Annotated in this window: 19 protein-coding genes; 11 read left to right on the plus strand and 8 right to left on the minus strand. The window is 75.3% G+C overall.

Features of this window, described 5'->3' with window-relative positions; all coding sequences use genetic code 11:
- Window positions 1-16 precede the first annotated feature (16 nt).
- Complete coding sequence (locus ACQEU6_RS42165; RefSeq protein ID WP_499339383.1) at window positions 17-439, minus strand: hypothetical protein; 423 nt, start codon at window positions 437-439, stop codon at window positions 17-19.
- Window positions 440-619: 180 nt separating this feature from the next.
- Here ACQEU6_RS42165 and ACQEU6_RS42170 point away from each other — a divergent pair, with 180 nt between their 5' ends.
- The gene (locus ACQEU6_RS42170; RefSeq protein WP_499339385.1) at window positions 620-1,021 is read left to right on the plus strand and encodes a hypothetical protein; all 402 of its coding nucleotides are present in this window, start codon (window positions 620-622) and stop codon (window positions 1,019-1,021) included.
- A gap of 368 nt (window positions 1,022-1,389) precedes the next feature.
- On the opposite strand, the gene ACQEU6_RS42175 is transcribed toward ACQEU6_RS42170, so the two are convergent.
- From ACQEU6_RS42175 to ACQEU6_RS42185, 3 genes are all read right to left on the minus strand, one after another.
- Window positions 1,390-1,974, minus strand: coding sequence for a DUF1877 family protein (locus tag ACQEU6_RS42175; RefSeq protein WP_499339386.1), 585 nt, complete (start codon window positions 1,972-1,974; stop codon window positions 1,390-1,392).
- 111 nt (window positions 1,975-2,085) lie between these two features.
- Window positions 2,086-2,805 (minus strand): DUF899 domain-containing protein, encoded by a 720-nt coding sequence (locus ACQEU6_RS42180; protein WP_499339387.1) that lies wholly within the window; start codon window positions 2,803-2,805, stop codon window positions 2,086-2,088.
- 81 nt (window positions 2,806-2,886) lie between these two features.
- On the minus strand, window positions 2,887-4,266 hold the full coding sequence (locus tag ACQEU6_RS42185; RefSeq protein ID WP_499339388.1) for an alpha/beta hydrolase family protein: 1,380 nt from the start codon (window positions 4,264-4,266) through the stop codon (window positions 2,887-2,889).
- Window positions 4,267-4,342: 76 nt separating this feature from the next.
- Between ACQEU6_RS42185 and ACQEU6_RS42190 the strand changes: the two genes are divergently transcribed.
- A complete protein-coding gene (locus tag ACQEU6_RS42190; RefSeq protein WP_499339389.1) occupies window positions 4,343-5,293 on the plus strand; it encodes an ArsR/SmtB family transcription factor in 951 nt (316 codons plus the stop codon).
- A 48-nt stretch (window positions 5,294-5,341) separates the two neighbouring features.
- Here ACQEU6_RS42190 and ACQEU6_RS42195 read toward each other — a convergent pair whose 3' ends face one another.
- Window positions 5,342-6,394, minus strand: a complete 1,053-nt coding sequence (locus tag ACQEU6_RS42195) for a right-handed parallel beta-helix repeat-containing protein (protein ID WP_499339391.1) — start codon at window positions 6,392-6,394, stop codon at window positions 5,342-5,344.
- A gap of 350 nt (window positions 6,395-6,744) precedes the next feature.
- Here ACQEU6_RS42195 and glnII point away from each other — a divergent pair, with 350 nt between their 5' ends.
- Window positions 6,745-7,758, plus strand: coding sequence for a glutamine synthetase GlnII (gene glnII / locus ACQEU6_RS42200; RefSeq protein WP_499339392.1), 1,014 nt, complete (start codon window positions 6,745-6,747; stop codon window positions 7,756-7,758).
- Window positions 7,759-7,927: 169 nt separating this feature from the next.
- Window positions 7,928-8,563 (plus strand): hypothetical protein, encoded by a 636-nt coding sequence (locus ACQEU6_RS42205; RefSeq protein WP_499339393.1) that lies wholly within the window; start codon window positions 7,928-7,930, stop codon window positions 8,561-8,563.
- Here the strand turns inward: ACQEU6_RS42205 and ACQEU6_RS42210 are convergent.
- The 3 genes from ACQEU6_RS42210 to ACQEU6_RS42220 form a co-directional block, all read right to left on the minus strand.
- On the minus strand, window positions 8,544-9,368 hold the full coding sequence (locus tag ACQEU6_RS42210; RefSeq protein WP_499339395.1) for a hypothetical protein: 825 nt from the start codon (window positions 9,366-9,368) through the stop codon (window positions 8,544-8,546). The genes ACQEU6_RS42205 and ACQEU6_RS42210 overlap by 20 nt on opposite strands.
- Window positions 9,369-9,439: 71 nt before the next feature.
- Window positions 9,440-9,883, minus strand: a complete 444-nt coding sequence (locus tag ACQEU6_RS42215; RefSeq protein WP_499339396.1) for a universal stress protein — start codon at window positions 9,881-9,883, stop codon at window positions 9,440-9,442.
- 32 nt (window positions 9,884-9,915) lie between these two features.
- Window positions 9,916-11,646: a RelA/SpoT family protein gene (locus ACQEU6_RS42220; protein ID WP_499339397.1), complete on the minus strand. Its 1,731-nt coding sequence runs from the start codon at window positions 11,644-11,646 to the stop codon at window positions 9,916-9,918.
- A gap of 276 nt (window positions 11,647-11,922) precedes the next feature.
- On the opposite strand from ACQEU6_RS42220, the gene ACQEU6_RS42225 reads away from it, so the two are divergent.
- From ACQEU6_RS42225 to ACQEU6_RS42255, 7 genes are read left to right on the plus strand one after another with little or no spacing between them, the layout of a single operon-like run.
- Entirely contained in the window at window positions 11,923-12,405 is a 483-nt protein-coding gene (locus tag ACQEU6_RS42225) for a hypothetical protein (RefSeq protein ID WP_499339398.1), read from the plus strand.
- Window positions 12,297-15,986, plus strand: a complete 3,690-nt coding sequence (locus ACQEU6_RS42230; protein ID WP_499339400.1) for a beta-ketoacyl synthase N-terminal-like domain-containing protein — start codon at window positions 12,297-12,299, stop codon at window positions 15,984-15,986. The genes ACQEU6_RS42225 and ACQEU6_RS42230 overlap by 109 nt, the downstream gene beginning before the upstream one ends.
- Window positions 15,947-17,620: an acyltransferase domain-containing protein gene (locus tag ACQEU6_RS42235; RefSeq protein ID WP_499339401.1), complete on the plus strand. Its 1,674-nt coding sequence runs from the start codon at window positions 15,947-15,949 to the stop codon at window positions 17,618-17,620. The genes ACQEU6_RS42230 and ACQEU6_RS42235 overlap by 40 nt, the downstream gene beginning before the upstream one ends.
- Window positions 17,542-18,531, plus strand: a complete 990-nt coding sequence (locus ACQEU6_RS42240) for an SDR family NAD(P)-dependent oxidoreductase (RefSeq protein WP_499339402.1) — start codon at window positions 17,542-17,544, stop codon at window positions 18,529-18,531. Before ACQEU6_RS42235 ends, ACQEU6_RS42240 begins: the two co-directional genes overlap by 79 nt.
- Window positions 18,528-22,781 carry a beta-ketoacyl synthase N-terminal-like domain-containing protein gene (locus tag ACQEU6_RS42245; RefSeq protein WP_499339403.1) on the plus strand — a complete coding sequence of 1,418 codons (4,254 nt, stop codon included), beginning with the start codon at window positions 18,528-18,530 and terminating at the stop codon, window positions 22,779-22,781. The genes ACQEU6_RS42240 and ACQEU6_RS42245 overlap by 4 nt, the downstream gene beginning before the upstream one ends.
- Before the next feature lie 40 nt (window positions 22,782-22,821).
- On the plus strand, window positions 22,822-24,033 hold the full coding sequence (locus tag ACQEU6_RS42250; protein ID WP_499339404.1) for a glycosyltransferase: 1,212 nt from the start codon (window positions 22,822-22,824) through the stop codon (window positions 24,031-24,033).
- Window positions 24,034-24,078: 45 nt separating this feature from the next.
- Window positions 24,079-24,468 (plus strand): RidA family protein, encoded by a 390-nt coding sequence (locus tag ACQEU6_RS42255; protein ID WP_499339406.1) that lies wholly within the window; start codon window positions 24,079-24,081, stop codon window positions 24,466-24,468.
- The last annotated feature ends 2 nt before the right edge of the window (window positions 24,469-24,470 follow it).

Here is a 24,470-nt window from a genome sequence, read left to right on the forward strand (position 1 = left end):
TTCGCGCACGCTCGACCTACTCGGCGCCGCCGTACGAGTCGTACTGGAGGAATTCGCCGAACCCGTCCGCGAGCCACCGGGGAGTCCCCCACCTGCCGCCGTGCTCCAGCGAACCCTCGTAGTCGATGTCCAGGCTGCTGCCCTTCCTGTCCTCCATCATCCCGAGTCGCCGGTTCCTGCTGTACAGGAAGAGCGCGACGCTGGCGTGAGGGCTCCCGTCCTGGAGGAGGTCGCTCCCCAGTACTCCTTCCCAGCACAATTGGAAGCCGTTGCCTTGCGGGGGTGAGCTGCGAATATTCACGCAGAACACCAAACTCTCGTCGTCCAGGAAACAGTTGTCCAAAGGCCCTGCAAGCTCAACGGGCTCCTGCAGCAACGCGCTCAGTTCCGCGACGAGTCGATTGATCACGCCCAGGCGGGGATCCACTCTTCCGGTCACCCGGTACGCCTCCCGAACCGTTGGTGAAGGTGATGCTTCCGACCCGAGCGTAGGGCCGTCGCGCCCGGCATGCAGGGCACGCCAGGTGAGTGTCCGAGTTGTTAGGCGGACGGGCCGCAGGACGGTACTTCCCAGACGCTCGTGAACAGCGCGAGCGCCTACGCAAAGGAGATCCGTCCCATGAAGCGTCGCTTGATCGTTACCGGTACCGTCCTCGGCGTCATCGCCGGCGCTGCCCTCGGCGGCGTGCTCGGTGGTGTCCTCGGCGGCGGTTCGGCCGGTGTCGTCGCCGGTGTCGTCGCCGCCTTCGTCGGCGGCTTCGTCGCCGACACGACCGTCGACCACGAGTTGCACGACGTCATCGACGGCGTCGCCAGAGAATCCGCCTACATCGTCGGCTGGGTGATCAGCGGCGCCATCGCCGTGGTCGTCGGCGGCCTCCTGACCTGCGCCATGGGCGGCGTCGGCGGCTTCCTCGGCGGAGTCGTCGGCGGCCTCTTCGGCGGCTTCGTGGGCGGTGGCGCCGGTGGCTACCTCGTCAGTGGCGTCGTCCACGGCGCCGTCCGCCTGCGGCGGCGCTAGCTCGCCCGCGGGGCTGCTCGCGCCCTGCGGGTGTGCGACCGGGGACGGCTCACCAGGCCGGTCCCGACATTTACTGGTCCCGTGGCTGAAGCCACGGGACCAGAACCTTTTGGGGCAAGGTATTACCGCGTTTTCCAGAGTCGACGCCGGTCGCGGGTACGCAGGGCAGTAAGAAGCTTCGGGTGTATTTCGATATGAACTGCAAGGGGAGCTATCAGGTCGTCCGGCCCGGCGTTTCGGTCAAGGAGTTCCGCCGGGGCGGGAGCAGGCGGAGCTACAAGGCTTCATAGGCCTGCCTGGAAGAACGACGTCGTCGCGCGGTGGGACGGCATGCCTGCCTCGACGGGGCACCGCCCCGGGGAACCGGACTAGACGATCTCCTTGATGACGGCGTTGCCGGCGGTGGCGGCGCGAGTGTAGAAGTCGCGGACGGTGGTGAAGGTGTTCGCGAGGACGCCGTGTTCGATCATGTCCCACGCTTCGCCGCTCAGCAGCCGCCCCCAGCCTTCGAATGAGTAGGGCTGGGTCTCCTTCAGATATGCGTGACGCTCGCGGATGAGGGCGTCGCGGTCCAGGCCGCGCAGGAAAGCGTCCGCGGCGCGTACCTGGTCGGGGCGCAGGAGGCGCGGGACGTGCAGGAGGGAGCCTTCGCCGGTCTCGTTCATGACGAGCCCGCCCATCACCGCGTCGCAGGCGGGCGGGTCTCCGGAGACCCGCCCGTAGTCCTCGTTGGGGTGGCCGGTCAGCAGGACGTGCAGGGCGTCCCAGGCTCTGTGCGTGTCGATCTCCTCAAGCTTGCACAGGGAGCCGGACGGGTCGTATCCGAGATCGACGGGCAGGTCGTCCCAGACGTCCCGCAGCCGTCGGAGGCCCGCGTGCAGGCCGTGCGGGTGGTCGAGCAACGCCGCGACCTCGGCGCCGTCGTACCTGGCCAGCCACATCCAGTAACCCATAGCCCTCCGGCTTCTCCTCGCCGTCCGCGCCGGCCAGTCTCACACGCCGGGACCCTCCCCGCCGGCCGGCGGGGAAACGCGGGCGTGGCCCGCCGGCCGCGACGGTGCGGGTCAGGTGTTGGGGCCGTACTGGGCGGCGATGTCCTCGGCGCTCTGCCAGCGGGAGTACGTGGGGGACTGCGGCCAGCCTTCGGGGACGTCCTGCCATTCTTCCTGGCGGCCGTAGGGGAGCAGGTCGATCAGCGGGAAGGTGTGGCTGAGGTTCTCGGTGCCTCGGCCCGTGGTGTGCCAGGTGCGGTAGACGGTGTCGCCGTCGCGCAGGAAGACGTTGACCGCGAAGCCGCCGCCGGGAGGGGCGCCGACGTCGGCGCCGAAGGGGCTGTCCGCGGTGGAGTACCAGGTCATCTCGTTGCCGACGCGGTGCCGGTAGGCCAGGGCTTCGCCGATCGGGCCCTGGGTGACGATGACGAACCGGGCGTCGTGGGCGTCCAGGAACCCCAGCCGGGTGTACTGGGACGTGAAGCCCGTGCAGCCCGGGCACTGCCACTCCTCGCCGGGGGACCACATGTGGCTGTAGACGATCAGCTGGGACCGGCCGTCGAAGACCTCGGCCAGGCTGACCGGGCCCTCCTCGCCTTCGAGGGTGTAGGCGGGCATCTCGACCATCGGCAGGCGGCGGCGCTGGGCGGCGATCGCGTCGAGTTCGCGGGTCGCGGCCTTCTCGCGTGCGCGGAGCTCGTCGAGGTGGCGTTGCCAGGTCCCGGTGTCGACGACGGGTGGTAGCGCCTTGGCGGCCATGGGCTCCTCCAGGGTTCGCAGGGTCTTTCCCATGTGGACTCCGCTCGGTCGCCGAACTCATCGCAGAGGCCATGGTTCGCCCCCGCGGACCATGGCCTCTGTGGACGGAGCCCGTTACGGGCGCAGGTAGTGGCCTGGGCGGTAGGGGGTGAAGGACGGGGTCGTGGGCTGAAGGCCGGGCGCGGGGTCCGTGTCGAACACCGTCTGGGTGTCCGGGGCGAGCGCGGCGGCGAAGCGGTTGAGGGTCGCCGGTCGCGTGTCCGGCCAGTGGGCGGTGTTCATGCGGGTGAGGAGCGCCTGCAGTGCCGCGATCTCTTCGGAGGCGGTGAAGGAGCAGTGGTAGCCGCGGTCGACGTAGAGCTGCCTCAGGTTCGCCGGGTCGCGCACCTGGGCGGCGTACCGGCGCTGGTTCTCCGGCGGGACGTTGCCGTCGCCCGTGGAGTGGAGGGTGACGACGGGCCGGGTCGTCCGGCCGGTGGGGGTTCCGTAGCGGTCGAGGTAGCGGACGGCGGCGGGGTCCGCCTTGACGCGCGGTGCGGCGTTCAGGCGCTTGAGATCGTCGCGGAGGCTCAGGCCGGCTTCGCGGTAGGCGAGCTTCACCAGGGCCTTCTGGCTGGAGCGGGCGAAGAGCGTCCGGTAGTCGACGCCGGTGTTCCAGGACGGGTTCCCTCCCGCGAGCTTCTCGATGTCGGTGCGGTTGGCTCCCCAGAAGGCGCCCCGGTCGTAGGCGGCGTAGTAGACCTGCTGCTCCACCCGGCCGGCGACCGTGTCCGGTGCGGGGGCCCGTGACGTGTAGCGGCCGGGGATGTCGGCGAGGGCGGCGGCGAGGGCGAGGCGGGCGCGGCCGCCGGGGTCGCCCAGGGCGGTTCCGAGGGCGCGCCGGGCGCCCGAGGTGTTGGCCTGCGGGTCCTTGACGCGCACCAGCTCCAGGTCGGGCGCCAGAAGTGTCTTGATCGCGAAGTTGGTGTCGAGGGCGCTGTTGAAGTGGCCGGTCGTGCCGCCGAGCACCCCGCAGAGGGAGGCCACGCCGGCGAAGCGGCCGGGATCGCGTTCCGCCAGGAGCACCGCGGTCAGCCCGCCGGCGGACGAGCCCGCCGAGACGGTGCGGCGGGGCCTCCCGACGTTGGCGGTGAACCAGTCGAGCAGGTCGGTCTGGTCCTTCAGCCCGGACTCGACCACCCCCCAGCCGCGCGACACGCGGAACTGCGAGGCGGCCAGCGCGTACCCGTGGTCGAGCAGCCACCGCCTGGTGGCCGGGTGGTTCGTCAGCGAGATCTCCGCAGGCGCCGGGGACTCCAGGCTGTACGCGCCGTGGCTCCACAGCAGGAGTGTCCCGTTCCAGCGGGCGGGGACCTCGACGCGGTAGGGGACTCCGTCGATGTCGCCCTCGCGGAGGCTCGCGCCGTCGTCGGCGCGGACGGGGAGGGCGACCGCGGTGAGCGCGGCGAGCACCGTCAGCGGAACGGTGCGGCAGAACAGGCGGAGTCGTTTCATGCCCCGCACCTTCCAGCACAGGTCACGCTGGGTGCAATGATTTCGGATATAGGTTAAATGTCGTACCTTCGACCCCATGCTCCGGCTCTGGCTCGACTACGAGGACCTCACCCGGATCCGCATCACCCCCGGCCTCTCGCCGCTCGCCCAGACCGTTCTCGCCGCGCAGGCCCTGCGCGGCGTCGGGCCGGAGCCGATCCCCGGCGCCTGGCGGTCGCGGACGCGCGCCGCGCTCACCGGCCCGTCCCGGCTCCTGCTCGACCTGGCGCCGCCCGAGCGCTGGGTCCCCGACTTCCTGACGCCGTTCACGCCGGCGCCGGGGTTCGAGCCGGAGCTCGACGCCGTCGCCTCGACGCCCGTCCGGCGGATCCGCGACGAACTGGAGCGCGCCTACGGTCCGCGCCCGCCGGTTCCATGGCTGCCGCGCCTCGCCGGCGGCGACGGGGAGACCATGCGGAAGCTCGTCCGCGGGCTCCGCGACTTCCACCGGGCCGCGCTGGCGGACGCGTGGTCCGGCCTCGGCGACCACCTGTGCGCCGAGGCGTCCGGGCACGCCCGGACGATGGCCCGGGACGGGATCGGCGGCCTGCTCGGGGGCCTGCATCCCGCCGTCCGCTGGTCGGCTCCGGTCCTGGAGATCGAGACGTTGCGCGACGGAGACGTCCGCCTCGGCGGGCGGGGGCTGCTGGTGATGCCGTCGGTGTTCGTCACCGGACCGCGCGTGCTGGTCGCCGGCGAGGGCCCGGCGACCGTCGTGGTCCCCTCGTCCCGGCCGCTGAGCGGGACGGGCGACACCCTGCCGCAGGTGTTCGGCCGGACCCGGGCCGCCGTGATCCGGCTGGTCGGCGCGGACGGCGAGCTCACGACCGGGACGCTGGCGGCCCGGCTCGGCGTCAGCGCGGCGTCCGCCTCCCAGCACGCCACCGCCCTGCGCGGCGCGGGCCTGCTCACCAGCGAGCGCCGGGGCAAGACGGTGCACCACGCGCTGACGCCGCTCGGGGAGCGGTTCCTGCGCGGCGGGGAATGAGGAGGCCCCGCTCCCGGACGCGGGAGCGGGGTCCTCACGGTGCGTCCGTCAGCAGAGACCGCGCGGGTCCGAGGTCCGGCACTTGTTGTCGATGAAGCGGTTCGTCCTGCTGCCGCTCCTGTCGACCAGGTCGAACGGAGCGTTGCCCTTGGCCAGGTTGTCCTTGACAAGGTTGTGGCGGGCGGGCGCGCCCTTCGGGCTCGGGAAGAGGACGATGCCGCCGGAGTAGGGCAGCGTGCCCCGGTTCCGGAGCACGGCGTTCTTCTCGATCGTGTTGTGGTCGCCGCCGAAGACGAGGATGCCGGTGCCGCCGAGCGGCGGGACGTCCTCGTGCTGCCGGCAGGTGCGGTTGTTCTTCGAGACCTTGTTCTTCCAGAGCTTGGTGTCGCCCTGGCCGCCCTTCTGGTCGTCGTTGACGAGCGCGGCTCCGGTGCAGTTGCCGACGAGCTCGTTCTCCCAGGCCTTGACGTGGCGGGCGTGCCGGACCAGCAGGCCGATCGCGTTGCCCGAGGCATGGTTGTAGGCGACGACGGTGCCGCGCGCGTCCTTGATGTCACCGACGTAGAAGCCCGCGTCGGCGGAGTTGTCGATGGCGCGGTTCTTGACGAAGCGGCCGCGGGTCGAGTTGAACTCGGTGATGCCGTACTCGCCGTTCTTCTTCGCGAGGACGCGTTCGACGGTGAGGCGGTCGGTGTACTTGCCGTACACGCCGCTCTCCTTGAAGCCCCGGACGCTCAGGTTCTCGATCGTCACGCCCCTGACCGGGTGCCTGGGGCGGCCGATCACGCAGATGCCGCTGCCCGCGGCCCCGGCCTTGGCGCAGTGGTCCTTGCGCCCCGGGCGGAGCACGGTCCTGTCGCCCTCCCCCTGGATGGTCAGGCGCTTGCGGACGAGGACGCCGCCGTCGTAGGCCCCGGCCTTGAGCCGGATGACGTCGCCGGGCCGTGCGCGGTCCACGGCTTTCTGGATCGAGTGACCCGGCCACACGACGTGGATCCGCCTGCCCTTGCCGCCGTCGGCCGCGTGCCCGGCCGGCGCGAAGGATGCCAGCCCCGTCAGCGCGACGGCCGTGCCGAGCGAGGCCGCGAGAGTCCGCCTCATCCTTTTCCCCCGTTCTGTACTCCATGGTGAGGACGCGCCGGCGTGACGCGTCCTCGCTCATCTTGAACAGAAGAGATGGCGCGGCCGGGTGTGGGATGAGTAAAGAAACATCCGAGAGTTTCAGATAGTGGGTGCGATGCTTCTAATAAATGGCTGAACATCGCTTTTTCGCCCTTTAAATATTGATCTGGGGTAGTTGGTGGTGAGTCCGGCCGGTGTGAGCAACGTCTCAGCAGGTCACCTCGCGTGTTACACGGCGTTCACAAACGGGCAACAGATGCGAAATGCCCGGTTGGCACGTTCTGTGGAGCCGAACCCGCAAGGCCCGGCAGCGAACGAAGGGACCGACGTTGAGCTACAAGGCCGAGTACATCTGGATCGACGGAACCGAGCCGACCGCGCGGCTGCGGTCGAAGACGAGGATCCTCGCCGACGGGGCCGAGCTGCCGGACTGGGGGTTCGACGGGTCCAGCACGAACCAGGCGCCCGGCGACAACTCGGACTGCGTGCTGAAGCCGGTCTTCTCCTGTCCGGACCCGATCCGGGGCGGCGACCACAAGCTGGTGCTGTGCGAGGTCTACCTCGTGGACGGCACGCCGCACGAGACCAACGCCCGCGCCAAGCTGCGGCCCGTGGCCGAGCAGTTCGCGGCGCAGGACTCCTGGTACGGCATCGAGCAGGAGTACACCTTCTTCAAGGACGGCCGCCCGCTCGGCTTCCCGGAGCGCGGCTACCCGGCCCCGCAGGGCTTCTACTACTGCGGCGTGGGCTCGGACGAGGTGTTCGGCCGCGACATCGTCGAGCAGCACATGGACGCCTGCCTGGCGGCGGGGCTGAAGATCTCCGGCATCAACGCCGAGGTCATGCCCGGCCAGTGGGAGTTCCAGATCGGCCCGGCGGGGACGATCGAGGTCGGCGACCACCTGTGGATCGCCCGGTGGCTGCTCTACCGCATCGCCGAGGAGCACGACGTGTCCGCCACCCTCGACCCGAAGCCGGTCGAGGGCGACTGGAACGGCGCCGGCGCGCACACCAACTTCTCCACCCAGGCCATGCGCGAGGGCTACGACGCGATCATCACGGCGTGCGAGGCGCTCGCCGAGAAGGCGCAGGAGCACGTGGCCGGGTACGGCGCCGACATCGAGCGGCGGCTGACCGGCATGCACGAGACCGCCCCGTGGAGCGAGTTCAGCTACGGCGTGTCGAACCGCGGCGCCTCGGTGCGGATCCCGTGGCAGGTCGAGGTGGACAAGAAGGGCTACATCGAGGACCGCCGCCCGAACGCCAACATCGACCCGTACGTGGTGACCCGTCTGATCACGGGCACCTGCTGCGCGGCGCTGGAGAAGGCCGGCCTGGTCTGACGAATCCTGGCAAACCACGACAGATCCCCGGGGAGTGCGGCTCCCCGGGGATCTGCCGTGTTCTGCCTTACGGGGGAACGCGGCCAAACATCTGCAAAATGGTGACGTTGGGCGAGTTCCTCCCCGTGGTGCCGGGTAGCACTCCTACGTTCGCACCGGGGGAGGGAACATGCCCGACTCATCCTTCGGGCGGAACTCCGGTGGCCTGCCGGGCAGGCACGCCGGCCGCCCGGCGCCGCGGCCGTGGGAACGCTCGTTCCGCTGTCCTTCCGCGGCGCGGCGGCGGCCGACGGAGGCACCGCCCAGACGGTACGAGGACTTCGTCGCGCTGCACGAGGAGATATCCAGGGAGGGTTCGGGCGCGCCGCTGCGCCCGCTGTGGTGGACGGGGGTCTCCGCCGCGCTGGCCGGCGGAGGCCTGGCGTTCGCGGTGACGATAGGGATGCGCTCGGCGTTCGGCGTCGAGGTGCCGGTGTTCGCGGGCGGGCACACCGCCGCGGCGCCCGCCGCGGCGAGCTACGCCCTGTGCGCCATGGCGGCGACGATCCAGGCCACCGCGCTCATGCACCTGCTGCTGTCGTCGGCGGCGCGCCCGGTCCGGGCGTTCGCCTGGATCGGCGGCATCGCGGTCGCGCTGCTGACGATCCTGCCGCTCACCCTGCACGCCCGGCTCGACGCGGCGCTCGCCACGTCCGCGATCAACCTGGCCGGCGGGTCGGCCGTGGTGGCGCTGCTGTGCGCGGTGGTCGCGGCGACGTCGCGGCAGTTCCCGTGGGACGGCCCGTTCAGACGCGGCCGACCATGATCGTCAGCGGGCCGGGCGCCGCCGAGGAGACGACCCGGACGTGCCGCAGCCGCCGCCACACCTGAACGTCCACCGGCTCGTCCGGCGCCAGCAGCCGCAGCTCGCGGTGCATCCCGGAGAAGCCGAGGCACAGCGAGACGTCCCAGGTCCCGCGCGGCAGCGGGTCGTCGATGAACGCCCGCGTCGCGGGCACCGCGGCCCGGTAACCGAGCCGGTCCGGGCGCTCCTCCAGCATCGCGATGACCCCGTAGACGTGCCGCGAGCGGCGCTCGGTCATCTGCAGCGTCCCGGAGATCGGCATGCCGGTCCGCCGCAGGTCGAGGTGTCCGGTGACGACGACCTCCTCGCGCTCCTCGTTCCAGCTCAGCGTGTCCGCGGCGACGGACCCGGCGACGTGCGGGCGGCCGCCGACGTCGATCGCGAGACCGCCGTCGCCGAAGTAGGCGATCACCGTGCAGGAGCCGGGCAGGAACCGCCGCAGGGGCGAGGCGTCCAGGCCGGGCGCGCGGCCCCGGCCGAGCGGGACGACGGCGGTCCCCATCGGCGCGCCGACCGACAGGCTCACGTCCCAGAGGCCGCCGGGCACCGGATGCCCGCCGACGAGGGTCGCGACGTCGACCTCCGCCTCGAACGCGACGCGCCCGTCCCGCGCCGCGGCCGATGCGGGCACGCGCAGCAGGCCGCCGCCGTCGCGCTCGCGCAGCAGCACCTCGATCTCCGAGACGGGTCCGTCGGGTTTGAGGGTGCCGGCCAGCCGGAGCGCCGACCCCGCCCAGCCGATCTCCGTCAGTAGGGGGTCTGGCATCGCCGCCTCCGCCTCGTCCGCCGCCGTCCCTCCCACGCCTTCCCCGCGAGCGCCGCCCGAACCAGGGCGGGTCAGGGCACGACGGTCACCGGCCACCGCCCCGCCTTGACCAGCCGGACGGCGACGGACCCGATGAGCCGGTGCCCGGCCTGCGCCGACGCGCCGACGACCACGGCGTCCGCGCGGGACTCGTCGGCGACGCGGGCGAGCACGGTGTAGGCGTCGCCGAGCTCGGTGACGAGGTCGTAGCGGACCCGCTCGCGCCCGGCGGCGGCCTCCAGGTCGCGGCGGATCTGCGCGGTCACCTCCTCGGCGGTCTCGCGCAGCGCGGCGGCGCCGCCGGGGGTGAGGGTGCCCATCGAGGCGACCGGTGCGACGTGCACGACGACGAGCCGGGCCCCGGCGCGGCGCGCGAGGCCCCACGCGTAGGCGCCGGCGCGCATCGACGTCTCGGAGCCGTCCACCCCGGCCACGATCACCTTCGGCCCGTCGACGCCGTACTCGAACGGTCTCATGTGATCACCACGGGACCAGCGTAATCGGCGGGTCAGGGCCGGACGAACCGGGCCAGAAGGTCGTCGAGGCCGAGGGCGCCGGTGCCGAGCGCCGCGTACATGGCGTCGGCGTCGCCGTAGCCGAGGTCGCGGGCCGCGGCCAGGGACTCGCCGCGCGCCTCGGCGGCGAGCAGGTCGACGCCGCGCGCCGCCAGCGCCCCGGCGAGGCGGCGCCGGCCGGCGTCGGCGTCCTCCTCGGCGCGGCGCAGCGCGAGCCGCTGCTGGATGTGGACGCGGGCGGGCACCGAGACGGCGAAGCCGAGCCAGTCCTCCGACGGGGAGCCGGACGGGTCGGTGAGGATCTGCACGACGTTGCCGCTGCGGATCTGGACCGACATGGGCGCGAGCCGGCCGTTGACGACGGCGCCGATGCAGCGGTCGCCGGTGCCGGGGCCGAGCGCGTAGGCGAAGTCGAGCGCGGTCGCGCCCGCGGGCAGCGGCACGATGTCGCCGCGGGTGGTGAACGCGGCGACGTTGCCCGCGGCGAGGTCGGTGCGCAGCCGGTCCAGGAACTCGGCGGACGGCGAGTCGGACTGCCAGGCCAGCAGCCGGCTCAGCCACACCAGGTCGCGGCGCTCGGCGACGGTGGGGCCGGTGTCGGGGCCCGCGTCCCTGATGTGCGCGACGATGCCGTACTCGGCGACCGGGTGCATCGCCTCGCTGCGAATGATCACCTCGAACGGGTCGCCGTCCGGGCTGATCACGCGGGTGTGCAGCGACCGGTAGAGGTTGTCCTTCGGTGTCGCGATGAAGTCGCGGACCTGCCCGGCCACCGGGTGCAGCGCGGCGTGCACGGCCCCGAGCGCGATGTAGCAGTCGCTCTCGGCCCCGTCCACCACCAGCAGGAGCCGCGCCGCCTCGCAGGGCCGCAGCCCGGCCAGGCCGCCGCCGAACGACTGGTGCACCGCGTACAGGTGGGAGGGCCGGACCTCCACCCGCGCCCTGACCCGGTGCTCGGCGAGCGAGGGGCGCAGCAGCGCCGTCGCCGGCCCGAACGTCGGGCCCGCCCCGCTCAGGGCCGCCCGGACGGCGCGCCGGGTCGCCTCGTGCGCCCGCGGGTCGCGGGCGGCGAAGGCGAGGTCGTCCATCTCCCGCTTGAGGACGTGGATGCCGAGCCGCTCCGCGAACGGGACCAGCAGTTCGTGGGACGCCTGGGCGTAGGGGGCGCGCTTGTGCTCCGGCTGGTGGCGCAGCGTCCGCAGGTTGTGCAGCCGGTCCGCCAGCTTGATCACCAGGACGCGCAGGTCGGCCGCGGCCGCCAGCACGATCTTGCGGAACGTCTCGGCCTCGGCGCGGTCGCCCCAGCGCTTTCCGTCCAGCTTGGTGACGCCGTCCACCAGCACCGCGATCTCGTCGCCGAAGTCGGCGCGGACCTCCCCGAGCGTGTACGGGGTGTCCTCGACGGTGTCGTGCAGCAGCGCGGCCACCAGGGTCGTGGTGTCCAGCCCCATGCCGGCGAGGATCAGCGCGACGGCCAGCGGATGGGTGATGTACGGGGCGCCGGACTTGCGGAGTTGCCCGCGGTGCATGCGCTCGGCCACAGCGTACCCGCGCAGCAGCCCGGCCTCGGCGGAGCCCGGGAGGGGGCCGCCCGGGTGGGCGGCGCGATGGGCGGCGAGCAGGGGGGCGAGGGCGGCCCGCACGGGGTCCGGGCCGCCCCCCGCCTCCTCCCGCCGCCGCGCCGGGAGGCGGAACCGGCCCGTCGCCGCGTTCAGCGTCGCCATCGCGCCCCCGCCTGGCCCGTCCGCGGCACACCGCCACGGACTGTGATCGCCATTATGCGCGATGTGGCCGTGCCGGGGCGAGACCCCGGCCGGGGCCGACTCCGGCCCCCGCCGCGCGTCAAGGGACGTTCCAATCTCCTTTGCCGTGCCGCCATCAACGCGTCCCCGGGTGTGTCGCCTCCGTGATCGGGCCGTCGCCGACCGTAGTGTGGCGCACCGTTGTTGCGAGCCGCGCCGGTCACGCGCCGGGCCGCGCGGGACGTCGGGGGGCTGTGCATGACGGGCAGGGGCGGACGGGACGGGGGCCGGGACGAGCGACCCGGGACCGAGATCATCGGGGTCGCCCCGTTCGGCCGGCCCGCGCCCCGCCTCGCCGTCGCGGTCGCCCGCGCGGGCGGCACCGGCGTGCTCGACCTCGGCGCCGACCGGACCGCCGGGCTCGCCGCCCTCGCCGACGTCGGCCGCTGGTGGACGGGCCCGTTCGGCGTCCGCGTGCCCGCCGGGTGCCGGATCCGGCCGAACGAGGTCCCCGAGGCCGCCCGCACCGTCCTGGTCGACGCGCCCGTGCTGGTCGGCCCGCCCGCGCCGGGGGCGACGGCGCGCCGGACGTCGCGGGGCTCGCCCGCGGGCGCCGCCTGCTGGTGGAGGTCGTGGGCCCGGACGAGGCCGCCGCCGCGATCTCCGCCGCGCGGCGGATCGGCGGAGAGGTGGGGCTCGTCGCGCGGGGCCGCGAGGCGGGCGGGCGCGTCGGTGAGCTGACCACGTTCGTGCTGCTCCAGCACCTCCTGGCGGACACCGATCTTCTGGTGGACGGGGCCGTACCGGTGTACGCGGCGGGCGGGATCGGGCCGCACTCCGCCGCGGCGGCGGTGGCCGGGGGCGCGGCCGGGGTCGTCTTGGACGTCCAGCTCGCGCTGGTCCGGGAGGCGGAGACGCCCACCGGCGTCGCGGCCAGGCTGGCGGCGATGGACGGCACCGAGACCGCGGTCGTCGACGGGCACCGCGTCGACCAGGGGCCCGGCGCGCCGGAGGCCGGGGGGCCGCTGCCCGTCGGGCAGGACGCGCCGCTCGCCGCCGCGCTCGCCGGGCGGTACAAGACCGCCGGGGGAGTGGTGCGGGCCGTCCGGGAGCAGATCGACCTGCACCTGCGGGCCGCCGTGCGGTCCGAGCCGCTCGCGCCGCGCGGCGCACCGGCCGTCGTGCAGGGCCCCATGACGCAGGTCAGCGACACCTCCGCGTTCGCCGGCGCGGTCGCGCAGGACGGCGGCCTGCCGTTCCTCGCGCTCGCCCTGACCGACCCCGTCCGGGTGCGGGAGCTGCTGGGCGAGACCGCCGACCGGCTCGGCGGGCGTCCCTGGGGCGTCGGCGTCCTCGGCATCGCGCCGCCCGAACTGCGGGAGGCCCAGCTCGCCGCGGTCCGCGAGGCCGCCCCGCCCTTCGCGATCATCGCGGGCGGCGGCCCGGCGCAGGCCGAGCCGCTGGAGGCCGCCGGCATCAGCACGTACCTGCACGTCCGGTCCCCGGAGCTGCTGGACCGGTTCCTGGCCGAGGGCGCCCGCAGGTTCGTCTTCGAGGGCGCGGAGTGCGGAGGCCATGTCGGGCCGCGCGCGAGCTTCCCGCTCTGGGACGCGCAGGCCGAGCGGCTGGCGGCGTTCGGCGGCGATCCGCGCGAGCTGTCGGTGATGTTCGCCGGCGGCGTGCACGACGCGCGGTCCGCCGCGATGGTCGCCGCGCTCGCCGGGCCGCTGGCCGAGCGCGGCGCCGACGTCCGCGTCCTGATGGGCACCGCGTACCTGTTCACCGCCGAGGCGGTCGCGGCGGGCGCGATCCTGCCGGGCTTCCAGGACGTCGCGCTCGGCTGCGAGGCGACGGCGCTGCTGGAGACCTCGCCCGGCCTCGCGACCCGCTGCGCCCCCACCCCCTACGTCCGGACGTTCGAGGAGACCCGCCGAGAGCTGGAGCAGGTCGGCACTGCGCGGCGCGAGGTGTGGCGCCGCCTGGAGAAGCTGAACCTCGGCCGCCTGCGCGTCGCGAGCAAGGGCCTGCGCCGCGGCACGCCGGTGGACGCCGCCGTCCAGCGCTCCGACGGCCTCTACATGATCGGGCAGGTCGCCGCGCTGCGGTCGGCCACGACCCGGATCGCCGACCTGCACGAGCAGGTCACCTCCGGCGCGACCGCCTTCCTGGCCGCCCGCGCGGCCGAGCTGGGCGTGGCCGGGCCCGCGGCGGGCCCCGCCGGGGCCCGCCCGGCCGACATCGCGATCATCGGAATGGGCTGCGTCTTCCCGGGGGCCGGCGACGCCGGGCGGTACTGGGCGAACATCGTCGGCGGCGTCGACGCGGTCACCGAGGTCGCCCGCTGGGACCCGGAGATCCACTACTCGCCGTCCCGGGAGGGCGCGACGCCCTCGAAGTGGGGCGGCTTCATCCCCGACGTCCCGTTCGACGCGCGCGCCCACGGCATCCCGCCCGGCGCGCTCGGCGGCGTCGACCCGATCCAGCTGCTGTCGCTGGAGGTCGCGTCCCGCGCGCTGGCCGACGCCGGATACGCCGACCGCCCCTTCGACCGGTCCCGCACGGCGGTGGTCTTCGGCGCGGCCGGGGGCGGCGACCTCGGCGCCGCGTACGGGATGCGCGCGGCGCTGCCGTCCTACTACGGCGAGGTGCCCGCGGGCCTGGACGAGCGGCTGCCGCGCCCGGCCGTGGGCTCCCTCCCCGGCGTCCTCACCAGCGTCATCGCCGCCCGGATCGCGAACCGGCTCGACCTCGGCGGCGCGAACCACACGGTGGACGCCGCGGGCGCCGCCTCGCTGGCCGCGCTCGACGCCGCCTGCAAGGAACTCGTCACCGGCGCCGCCGACCTGGTGCTGTGCGGCGGCGCCGACCTGCGCACCGGCGTCCAGGACTACCTGCTGCTCGCCTCGGCGGGCGCGCTGTCCCCGTCCGGGCGGTGCGCCGCGTTCGACTCGTCCGCCGACGGCGTCGCGCCCGGCGAGGGCGTCGGATGCGTGGTCCTCAAGCGCCTCGCGGACGCCGAACGCGACGGCGACCGGATCTACGCGGTGGTCAGGTCGGTCGCCGGGGCCGGCGACGGCCGCGCCCCCGACCTCGCCGCGCCCCGGCCCGAGGGCCAGCGGCGCGCCCTGGAACGCGCCTACGAGCGCGCCGGCGTGGCACCCGCCGCGGTGGGGCTCGTCGAGGCGCACGGAGCCGGGGCCGAGGCGGACGACGGGACGGAGCTGGCGGCCCTCGCCTCGGTGTTCGCCGGCGCCGCGCCGGGGAGCGTCACGCTCGGGTCGGTGAAGTCGCAGATCGGGCACACCGGGTGCGCCGCGGGCCTCGCCGGCCTCATCAAGACCGCGTACGCGCTGCACACGGGCGTGCTGCCGGGGACGCTGCACCTCGCCCGGCCGAACGCGGAGTGGACGCAGGACGGCCCGTTCGCCTTCGGCGGCGGCGCCCGGCCGTGGACCGCCGGCCCCGGCGAGCGGCATGCGGGGCTGAGCGGCGTCGGGGTCGGCGGCGCGAACTTCCACGCCGTCCTGTCCGGCTACGCCGGCGCTCCCGAGCCGGTGTCGGGGCTGGGCGAGTGGCCGGCCGAGCTGTTCCTGATCCGCGGGGCGGACCGCACCGCCGCGAGCGCCGTCATCGACCGGCTCTCGGCGCTGCTGCCCGCCGCGCCCCGGCTGCGCGACCTCGCCAGGACCGCCGCCTCGTCCGAAGGGCCCGTGCAGGTGGCGCTGGTGGCCTCAGGCCTGGAGGACCTCCGGGGCAAGCTCGCGCTCGCGTCCGCCTTCCGCCCCGCGCCGGGCGTCTTCCCCGCCTCCGGCGAGCCGGGGCAGGTCGCGTTCCTCTTCCCCGGACAGGGCGGTCAGCGGCCCGGGATGCTCGCGGACCTCTTCGTCGCCTTCCCCCGCCTCCAGCGCCTGCTGCGGCACGCCGGCGGACGGTACGCGGCCGCGATGTTCCCGCCCGCGGCGTTCACCCGGTCGGACTCCCGCCGCCACCGGGCGGAGCTCGCCGACACGCGGGTCGCGCAGCCCGCCCTCGGCATCGCCGGGCTGGCCGTCCACCGGCTGCTGACCGCGGTCGGCGTGCATCCCGATCTCGCCGCCGGGCACGGCTGCGGCGAGCTCGTCGCGCTCTGCGCCGCCGGCGTGTTCGACGACGCCGACATGGTCGGCCTGAGCGCCGCGCGCGCCGAGGCGATCCTGTCGGCGGCCGGGACCGGGGCGGGCGCCATGGCGGCGGTGGGCGCGACGCCGGAGCGGGTGCGGGCGGCGCTGCCGGAGGGGGCGACGTGGTCGTCGCCCACCACGACGCCCCCCGCCGCGTCGTGATCTCCGGGACCTCGGCGGGCGTGGACCGCGCGCTGGGCGTCCTGTCGGAGGCGGGCCTGCGCGCCGAGCGGATCCCGGGGGCGTGCGCGTTCCACAGCCCGCTCGTCGCCGCCGCGTCGGAGGCGCTGCGCGCGGAGCTGCTCGGCCGCGACCTGCGCTCGCCCGCGTTCCCGGTCTGGTCGAACGCGACGGCGGCGCCCTACGACACCGATCCGCCCGAGCTGGCCGCCGCCCTCGCGGGGCAGCTCGCCGCGCCCGTCCGCTTCGTGGAGCAGATCGAGGCCATGTACGCCGCGGGCGCCCGCACGTTCGTCGAGGCGGGCCCCGGCCGGGTCCTCACCGGCCATGTCGCCGCGATCCTCGGGGACCGGCCGCACACCGCGGTGAGCTGCGACGCGCCCGGCGACGACGCGCTGGCCGGGCTGCTGCGCGGGCTCGCCGAGCTGGCCGCCGCGGGCGTCCCGGTCGACCCGCTGCCCCTGTTCGCCGGGCGCGACGCCCGCCCGCTCTCCGGCGAGCCCGCCCCGGCGCCCGGGTGGATCGTCAACGGTCATCTCGTCCGCACCGCCGGCGGCGGGTACCCGGCGGGCGCGCTCCGCCCCGCCGAGCGCATCGAGGGCCCCGGCCCGGACGGCTCGGAGGCCGCCGTCCTGGAGTACCTGCGCGCGAGCCGCGAGGTGATCGCCGCGCAGCGCGAGGTGGTCCTGCGCCACCTCGCGACCCCGGCGGGCCGGGACGCGGCGGCGCGGTCCGTCCCCGCGCCCCGTCCCGTCCTGCCGGGCGAGACGCTGCCGGAAGGCGGCCTGAAGCAGGAGCAGCCGACAGCCGACGACCTGCGGGACGTGCACGCCGCCGCCCACGCAGCGATCCGAACACCCGGGGACGCCCTCGCCGAGCCGCCGCTTCCCACCACCCCCAAGCCCGCCGTCGCCGCCGAGCCTGCTCCTGAGTCCGCCGAGCCTGCTCCTGAGCCCACCGTTGCCGCTGAGCCGGCGCCCGTCGCTGAGTCCGCCGCCACTTCGGCTTCCGCCGGAGCCCCGGAGGCCGCCGTCGTTCCGGGGCCGGGTGTGGCTCGGCTGGTCTGGTCCGCTTCACATGTGGGGGCCGGGGGGTTGTCCGGGGGGCGGCCTTTGCCCCGGGTGGCGCGTCAGGTTCCGCGGATCGTGGAGCTGGGCGCGTTGCCGGCGCCGCCGGAGTCCGGGACGGGGTTCGCCGGCCGGCGGTTCCTGATCGTGGACGACGCGTGCGGCGTCGCCCTCGAACTGGCCGACCTGCTGGAGCGGCACGGCGCGCAGGTGCGCGTCCCGCCGGACGTGGACGGGCCCTGCGACGGGCTCGTCCATCTGGCGGCGCTGCGGCCGGGAGCCGGGCGCGTGCTGCCGCAGGCGTTCGCGGGCGTCCGGCGGGCGCTGGCCGGGGGCTGCGGTGGCTGGTCTTCGCGAGCGGCGCCGGCGGGACGTTCGGGCGGCGGTTCGACGGCGGCGCCGTCGGGGACCCGGGGCCGGGAGCGGGCCTCGGGGGGCTGGCACGGACCATCGCGCAGGAGTACCCGGAGGTGCTCGTCCGCGCGCTGGACGTCGACACCGAGGACACCCCGCGCGCGATCGCGCAGCGGATCCTGGCCGAGCTGCTGACCGCCGAGGCGCCGGTCGTGGTCGGGCACGAGATCGGCAGGCGCACCACCCTGGACCTGATTCCCGCCGGGCCGCCCGGCGGGGACGCGGCGAGCGCGCCGGACCTCGAACCGGACGGCGTCGTCCTGCTGACCGGGGGCGCGCGGGGGATCACCGCGCGGGTCGCGTTGGAGTTCGCCCGGACGAGCGGCTGCCGCATCGAGCTGGTGGGCCGAACCCCGGAGCCGGTGGGGGAGCCGGAGTTCCCCGGCGCCGAGGACGAGGCCGGGCTGCGCCGGGCGCTCGTCGCGCACGGCGAGGAGCAGCCCGCCGAGATCGAGGCGACGGTCCGCAGGATCCTCGCCGAGCGCGAGATACGCCGGACCCTGGCGGCCCTGGGCGAGCACGCCGCCTCCGTGCGGTACCACGCGGCGGACGTGCGGGACCCGGGCGCCGTGCGGGCCGTGGTCGACGACGTCTACCGGCGGCACCGGCGGCTGGACGGCGTCGTCCACGGCGCCGGCATCGCCGAGGACCGCCTCATCCGCGACAGGTCGCCCGAGTCGTTCGCGCGGGTGTACCGGACGAAGGTGGACGGCGCCGCCGCGCTCGTCCAGGCGGTCCGCCCCGGCCTCGCGTTCTTCGTCGTCTTCGGCGGCGTCGCCGGTGTGCACGGCCGGGGGCGGGCCGGGCACGCGTCGGCGGGCGACGCGTGCGGATCGCTCGCGCACGTGTGGCGGAGGCGGCACGGGCGGGTGCTCGTCGCCGACTGGGGCCCGTGGGCGGGCGGAGCGGTGTCGCCCGAGCAGGTGCAGGAGTACGCGCGGCACGGCGTCGGGCTGATCGATCCGGACGCGGGGGCGGCCGCCCTGCTCAGGGAGATCGCGCACGGGGACGAGACGCGGGTCGTGCTGACCGGGACCGTCCGGTGAGCGGGGCGGCGGAGCCGATCGCGATCGTCGGCGCCGGGGCGGTCTTCCCCGGCGCGGGCTCGGCGGCCGAGCTGTGGCGCAACGTCCTCGACGGGGTCGACGCGATCGGCGACGTGCCGCCCGGCCGCTGGGACCCCGCCCTCTACTACGACCCGGAGGCGTACGGGCGGGAGCCGGAGAGCGACCGGTTCTACTGCCGGCGCGGAGGGTTCGTCGACGAGCTGGCCACCGTCGACCCGGCCCGCTTCGGGATCGTGCCGGCGGCGGTGCGGGGCATGGAGCCCGACCACCTGCTGGCGCTGCGCGCGGCCGGGGACGCGATCGCCGACGCGGGCGGCGCCGAGCGGCTGCCCGACCGGTCCCGGATCGGCGTCGTCATCGGGCGCGGCGGCTACCTCACCACGGGCTTCGCGCGGTTCGACCAGCGGGTCAGGACCTCCCACCAGGTCGCCGGGATCCTCGGGGAGCTGGTGCCCGAACTCGGGCCGCGGCGGCTGGCGGAGATCCGCCGGGCGTTCTGCGACCGGCTGGGCCCCGACGAACCGGACGCCTCGGCCGGGCTGCTGCCGAGCTTCGCCGCGGCCCGCATCGCCGACCGGTTCGACCTGCGGGGCCCCGCCTACACGCTGGACGCGGCGTGCGCGTCGTCGCTGCTCGCGGTCGAGCACGCCGTGCGGGCGCTGCGCGGAGGGCAGGCCGACGCGATGCTGGCGGGCGGCGTCCACCACGCGCACCACGCCACCGTGTGGGGCGTCTTCAGCCGGCTCCGCGCGCTGAGCCCGACCGGGACGATCCGGCCGTTCGACCGCGCCGCCGACGGGACGCTCCTGGCGGAGGGGACGGGCGTCGTCCTGCTCAAGCGGCTGTCGGACGCCCGGCGGGCCGGCGACCGCGTCCACGCGGTGATCCTGGGCGCCGGGTCGTCCAGCGACGGGCGCGCCGCGAACATCATGAGCCCGCTGGTGGACGGGCAGGTCCTCGCGGTCGAGCGGGCGTGGCGGGACGCGGGCCTGGACCCGGCCGCGCCCGGCGCGGTGGGGCTGATCGAGGCGCACGGCACCGGCGCCCCGGCGGGCGACGAGGTGGAGCTGGCGACGCTGCGCCGGGTCTTCGGCACGGCCGGCCCGCCGATCGGCCTCGGCACCGTCAAGTCGATGATCGGGCACGCGATGCCGGCCGCGGGGATCGCCGGGCTGCTCAAGGCCGCCTTCGCGCTGCGCGACGGAGTCCTGCCGCCGACGCTGCACGTCGACGACCCGCATCCGGCGCTGGACGGCGGCCGGCTGCGGCTCGTCCGGGAGGCCGCGGAATGGGCCCGGGAGGGCGGCCCCCGCAGGGCGGCGGTCAACGCGTTCGGGTTCGGGGGCGCCAACGCGCACGTGGTCCTGGAGGAGCCGCCCGCCGCCCGCAGGCCCCGGCGGCGCAGGCTCGACGCGCCGCAGTCGGAGGAGGGCGTCCTCCGGCTCGCCGCACGCACGGCGGAGGAACTGTCGGAGGCCCTGACCGCCCCCGACGAGGAGCTCCTCGCCAAGGTCCGCGACGACGTCCCGGACCTTCCGTGCCGTCTCGCCATCGTCGGCCCGACGCCGCGCAGGCTCGACCTGGCGCGCGCCCTCGTCCAGCGGGGGACCGCCTGGCGGGGCCGCAGCGACGTGTGGTTCACGCCCCGCCCCCTTCTCGCGGGCGGCGGGCGGCTGGCGTTCCTGTACCCCGGTTTCGAGGCCGCCTTCGACCCGCGCGTGGACGACGTCGCCGCGCACTTCGGCATGGCGGCGCCGGCGCTGACCGGCCGCACGGACCTGGTCGGGCACGCCGCCGACGTGCTGCGCACGGGCCGGCTGCTGACCGCGGCGCTGAGCGGGCTCGGCGTCGAGCCCGACGTCGCGGCGGGCCACAGCCTCGGCGAGTGGACGGCGATGACCGCCGCCGGGGTCTGCGGCGCGGACGCGTTCGAGGCGCTCCTCGCCGCCCTCGACGGGGAGGCCCTGGACGTCCCCGGCGTCGCGTACGCGGTGCTCGGGTGCGGTGCGGCCCGGGCGCAGGAGGCCGTGGGCGGGCGTTCGGGCGTCGTGGTCAGCCACGACAACTGCCCGCACCAGTCGGTGGTCTGCGGCCCGGCGGGGGAGGTCCGCGAGGTCCTGGGCCGGCTCGCCTCCGAAGGCGTGCTCGGCCAGGAGCTGCCGTTCCGGTCGGGGTTCCACACCCCGCTCGCCGAGGCGTACGAGAAGCAGGTGCGGCGCGCGTTCGAGGCGCTGGAGATCCGCGAGCCCCGCCTCCCGCTGTGGTCGGCGACGACGGTCGCGCCGTTCCCGCGCCGCCCCGCCGAGGTCCGCGAGCTGGTCGCGCGCCACCTGCTCGAACCCGTCCGGTTCAGCGAGCTGGTCGAGGAGCTGTACGGCGCGGCGCACGTGCGGGCCTTCGTGCAGGTCGGGCCGGGCGCGCTCCCCGAGTTCGTCGCCGACCGCCTCGGCGGCCGCGAGCACCTCGCGATGGCCGTCAACGTGCCGAAGCGCGACGGGATGGCCCAGCTCCGCCGCGTCGTCGCCGCGCTGTGGGCCGAGGGCTACGGCGCGTCCTCGCCGTCCCCGCCCTCCACGACGGGCATGCGCCTGGACCTCGGGACGCCCCTGGTCAGGCTGGACGGGGCCGTGAGCCCCCTGCGCCTCGGCCGGGAGGCTCTGCCGCTGCCGGCGGACGATCCGGTGCTGGCCGAGCTGGAGGCCCTGCTCGACGACGCGGCGAGCGGGGCGCGGTCGGTCCTGGAGGCGCTCGGCGGCGGGGCCGCGCCCGGCCCGGGCGAGGACGTCTCGCCGGCGGCCGCGGAGCTGAACGTCTCCCGCGTCTTCTCGATGGAGTCGATGCCGTGGCTGCGCGACCACTGCCTCGTCCCGCAGCCCCCCGACTGGCCGGACATGTCGGACAGATTTCCGATCGTTCCGCTGGCGGGGCTGCTGGAGGTCATGGCCGACACGGCGCGCGAGCTGCTGCCCGACCTGGTGGTCGTCGGGTTCGAGAACGTCCACGCGGTCCGCTGGCTCGTCGCGGCGCCCGCGACCACCGCCGACATCCGCGCCCACCTCATCGAGTCGGCCGGACGGCCCCTCAAGGTGAAGGTCGTCGTCAACGGCCACGCCGACGGGACGGTCCTGCTCGCCGAGCGCTACCCGGCGCCGCCCCAGCCGGACCGCACGCCGCTCAGCATCGAGGGGCCGCCGATCGTCACCGCCGAGCGCCTCTACGAGGAGCGCTGGATGTTCCACGGCCCGCTCTTCCGCGGCGTCAGCGAGATCACGGCGCTCGCGGAGGACGGCGTACGAGCCGTCCTGACCTCGTTGCCCACGCCCGGCGCGCTCATGGACGGCGCAGGGCAGCTCTGCGCCCACTGGATCCAGGTGTACGGCGACACCAACCAGACCGTCTTCCCCGTGGGGATCGAACGGGTCGCCCTCTACGGACCCACGCCGTCCCCGGGGGAAGACCTGGACACCACCATCTGGAACCAGTCCCTCACCGACACCACCATGCGCTGCTCAGCGGAGATGGTCACGGAGAACGGAACGGTGTGGGGGCGCGTCGACGGATGGACGACGCACCGCTTCTACACCGACGAGGCGCTCTGGCGGATGAAGTTCACCCCGGAGGTGTCCGGGACGGGGGAGCCGCAACCCGGCGGCTGGTGCCTGGCCCGCAAGCGGTGGGACGGCACCGCGTCCCGCGATCTGCTGATGCGCCAGTACCTCTGCGCCGCCGAGCGCGCCGAGTACGAGGCCCTTCCGCCGTTCGCGCAGGGGCCCTGGCTGCTCGGACGGATCGCCGCCAAGGACGCCGTCCGCCACCACCTGTGGCGCGAGGGCCACGGGCCGCTGTTCCCCGCCGAACTCGCCGTCCAGGACGGCCAGGCGGCGACGGGGCCGTTCGAGGAGCCGCTCACCCTCTCGATCGCCGCGGACGCCGAGCTGGGCGTGGCCCTGGTCAGATCCGGCCGCGAACCGGCCGGCGTCGGGCTCGCCCTGAACGGCGAGGGCGCGCGGATCCGCGCGGCCAAGCAGGCGGTGCTCCAGGCGGTGCTGCGGGGCCGGGGCCCCGGATCCGACCGCCTCGAACTCGTCGTGACCGTCGCCGACGCCGAACGGCTGCTGATCGCGGCGGACGGGACGGTCACCACGGTGGAGACCCGCGAACTCGAAGGACACGTCGTGGCCTGGACGGCCGCATCCGGAACGGCCGACATGGAGGAGACCCGCGCATGAACGACGTCGACCACGCCCGGCCGCCGGCGGGAGCCGGCCGGTGAGCGCCCGCCGCGTGCGGGTCCCGTCCCTGCTGGGCGACCCCGGGGTGGCGCGGGCGTGCGCCCCGTCGCGCCGCTTCCTGTTCGCGGTCCCGCCGCTCGCCGGGCATGTCGCCGCGGTCGCCGCGGTCGCCGCCGAGCTCGTCCGCCGCGGCCACAAGGTCGCCTGGACGGGCCACCGCGCGACCCTCGAACCCCGGCTGCGCTCCCGCGCGCGGATCTTCAGCGCGCTCGGTGACGAGGACGCGGCGCGCCTGCTCGACGACCGCCTGCGCGCGTGCGGTCCCGCCGACCCCCGCTTCTGGGAGGAGTTCCTCGTCCCCCTCGGCCACGCCATGATGCCCGGCGTCGAGACGGCGATCGACCGGTTCCGCCCGGACGCGGTGGTCGCCGACCAGCTCGCCCTCGCCGCGCCCGTCGCGGCCCGCCGCCGCGAGATCCCCTGGGCCACGGCCGCCGCGACGCCCGCCGAGTTCACCCGCCCGCTCGCCGGCCGGCCGGAGGACGAGCGGCGGGTGCGCGAGCGCATCGGCGGGCTCCAGCTCGACCACGGCATCGACGACCTGCTCGACCTGCGCTTCTCCGACCACCTCGTGCTGGTCTTCGCCACCGGCGCGCTGCTCGGCGACGTCTCCTTCTTCCCCGACCACTTCGCCTTCGTGGGGCCCGTCCCCGGCCGTCCCGCGCCGAGCGCGTTCCCGTGGGACCGGCTGGACGGCCGCCCCGCCGTGCTCGTCGCGCTCGACACGGCCGGCGACGCGTCCCGGGAGCGGTTCCTCCGGGTCGCCGCCGAGGCCGTCCGCGAGCTGGACGTCCAGGCGGTCTTCGTGGCGCCGCCCGGGGCGGTGGGGGCGGCGCCGCCGAACGTCCTCGTCCGCGGGCAGGTCCCTCGGCCGAAGATCCTCGAACGGATGTCGGCGGTCGTCTGCGACGGCGGCTACGGCGCGGTGTGCGAGTCGCTCGCCCGCGGCCTGCCGCTGGTGGCCGCTCCGATCCGCGACGACCAGCCGATCATCGCGGGCCTGCTGGAGAAGGCGGGCGCGGGGACCGCCGTCCCGTTCGACGGCGTCCGGCCGGACGCGCTGCGGGCCGCGATCACCGCCGTCCTGGCCGACGGCCCGCACCGCGCCGCCGCCGCGCGGGTCCAGGACTCCTTCGCCGCGGCGGGAGGCGCCGCCGAGGCCGCCGACCGCCTGGAGAAGCTCACCTGACCCCGGCGGGCGGCCGGCAGGCCGCGGCGCTCCATACTCTCGACCATGACGGAACGACGCGCGATCCTCAGCGGCTCGACGTTCGAGGAGCAGATCGGCTACGCCCGCGCCGTGGTGGACGGCGACCGGGTCCACGTCTCGGGCACGACCGGGTTCGACTACGCCACCATGACGATCTCCGATGACGTGGTGGAGCAGGCCGAGCAGTGCCTCCGCAACATCGGGGCCGCGCTCGCGGAGGCGGGCTGCGGGTTCGCCGACGTGGTGCGCGTCCGGTACCTGCTGCCCGACCGCGCCGACTTCGAGCCGTGCTGGCCGGTGCTGCGGCGCCGCTTCGGCGAGGTGCGCCCGGCCGCGACGATGCAGGTGTGCGGGCTCGCCGACCCCCGCATGAAGATCGAGATCGAGGTCGACGCGCGGAGGGCCGCGGGGTAGGG

This window comes from Spirillospora sp. CA-108201 (genome assembly GCF_050936235.1).
Taxonomy (GTDB): domain Bacteria; phylum Actinomycetota; class Actinomycetes; order Streptosporangiales; family Streptosporangiaceae; genus Spirillospora.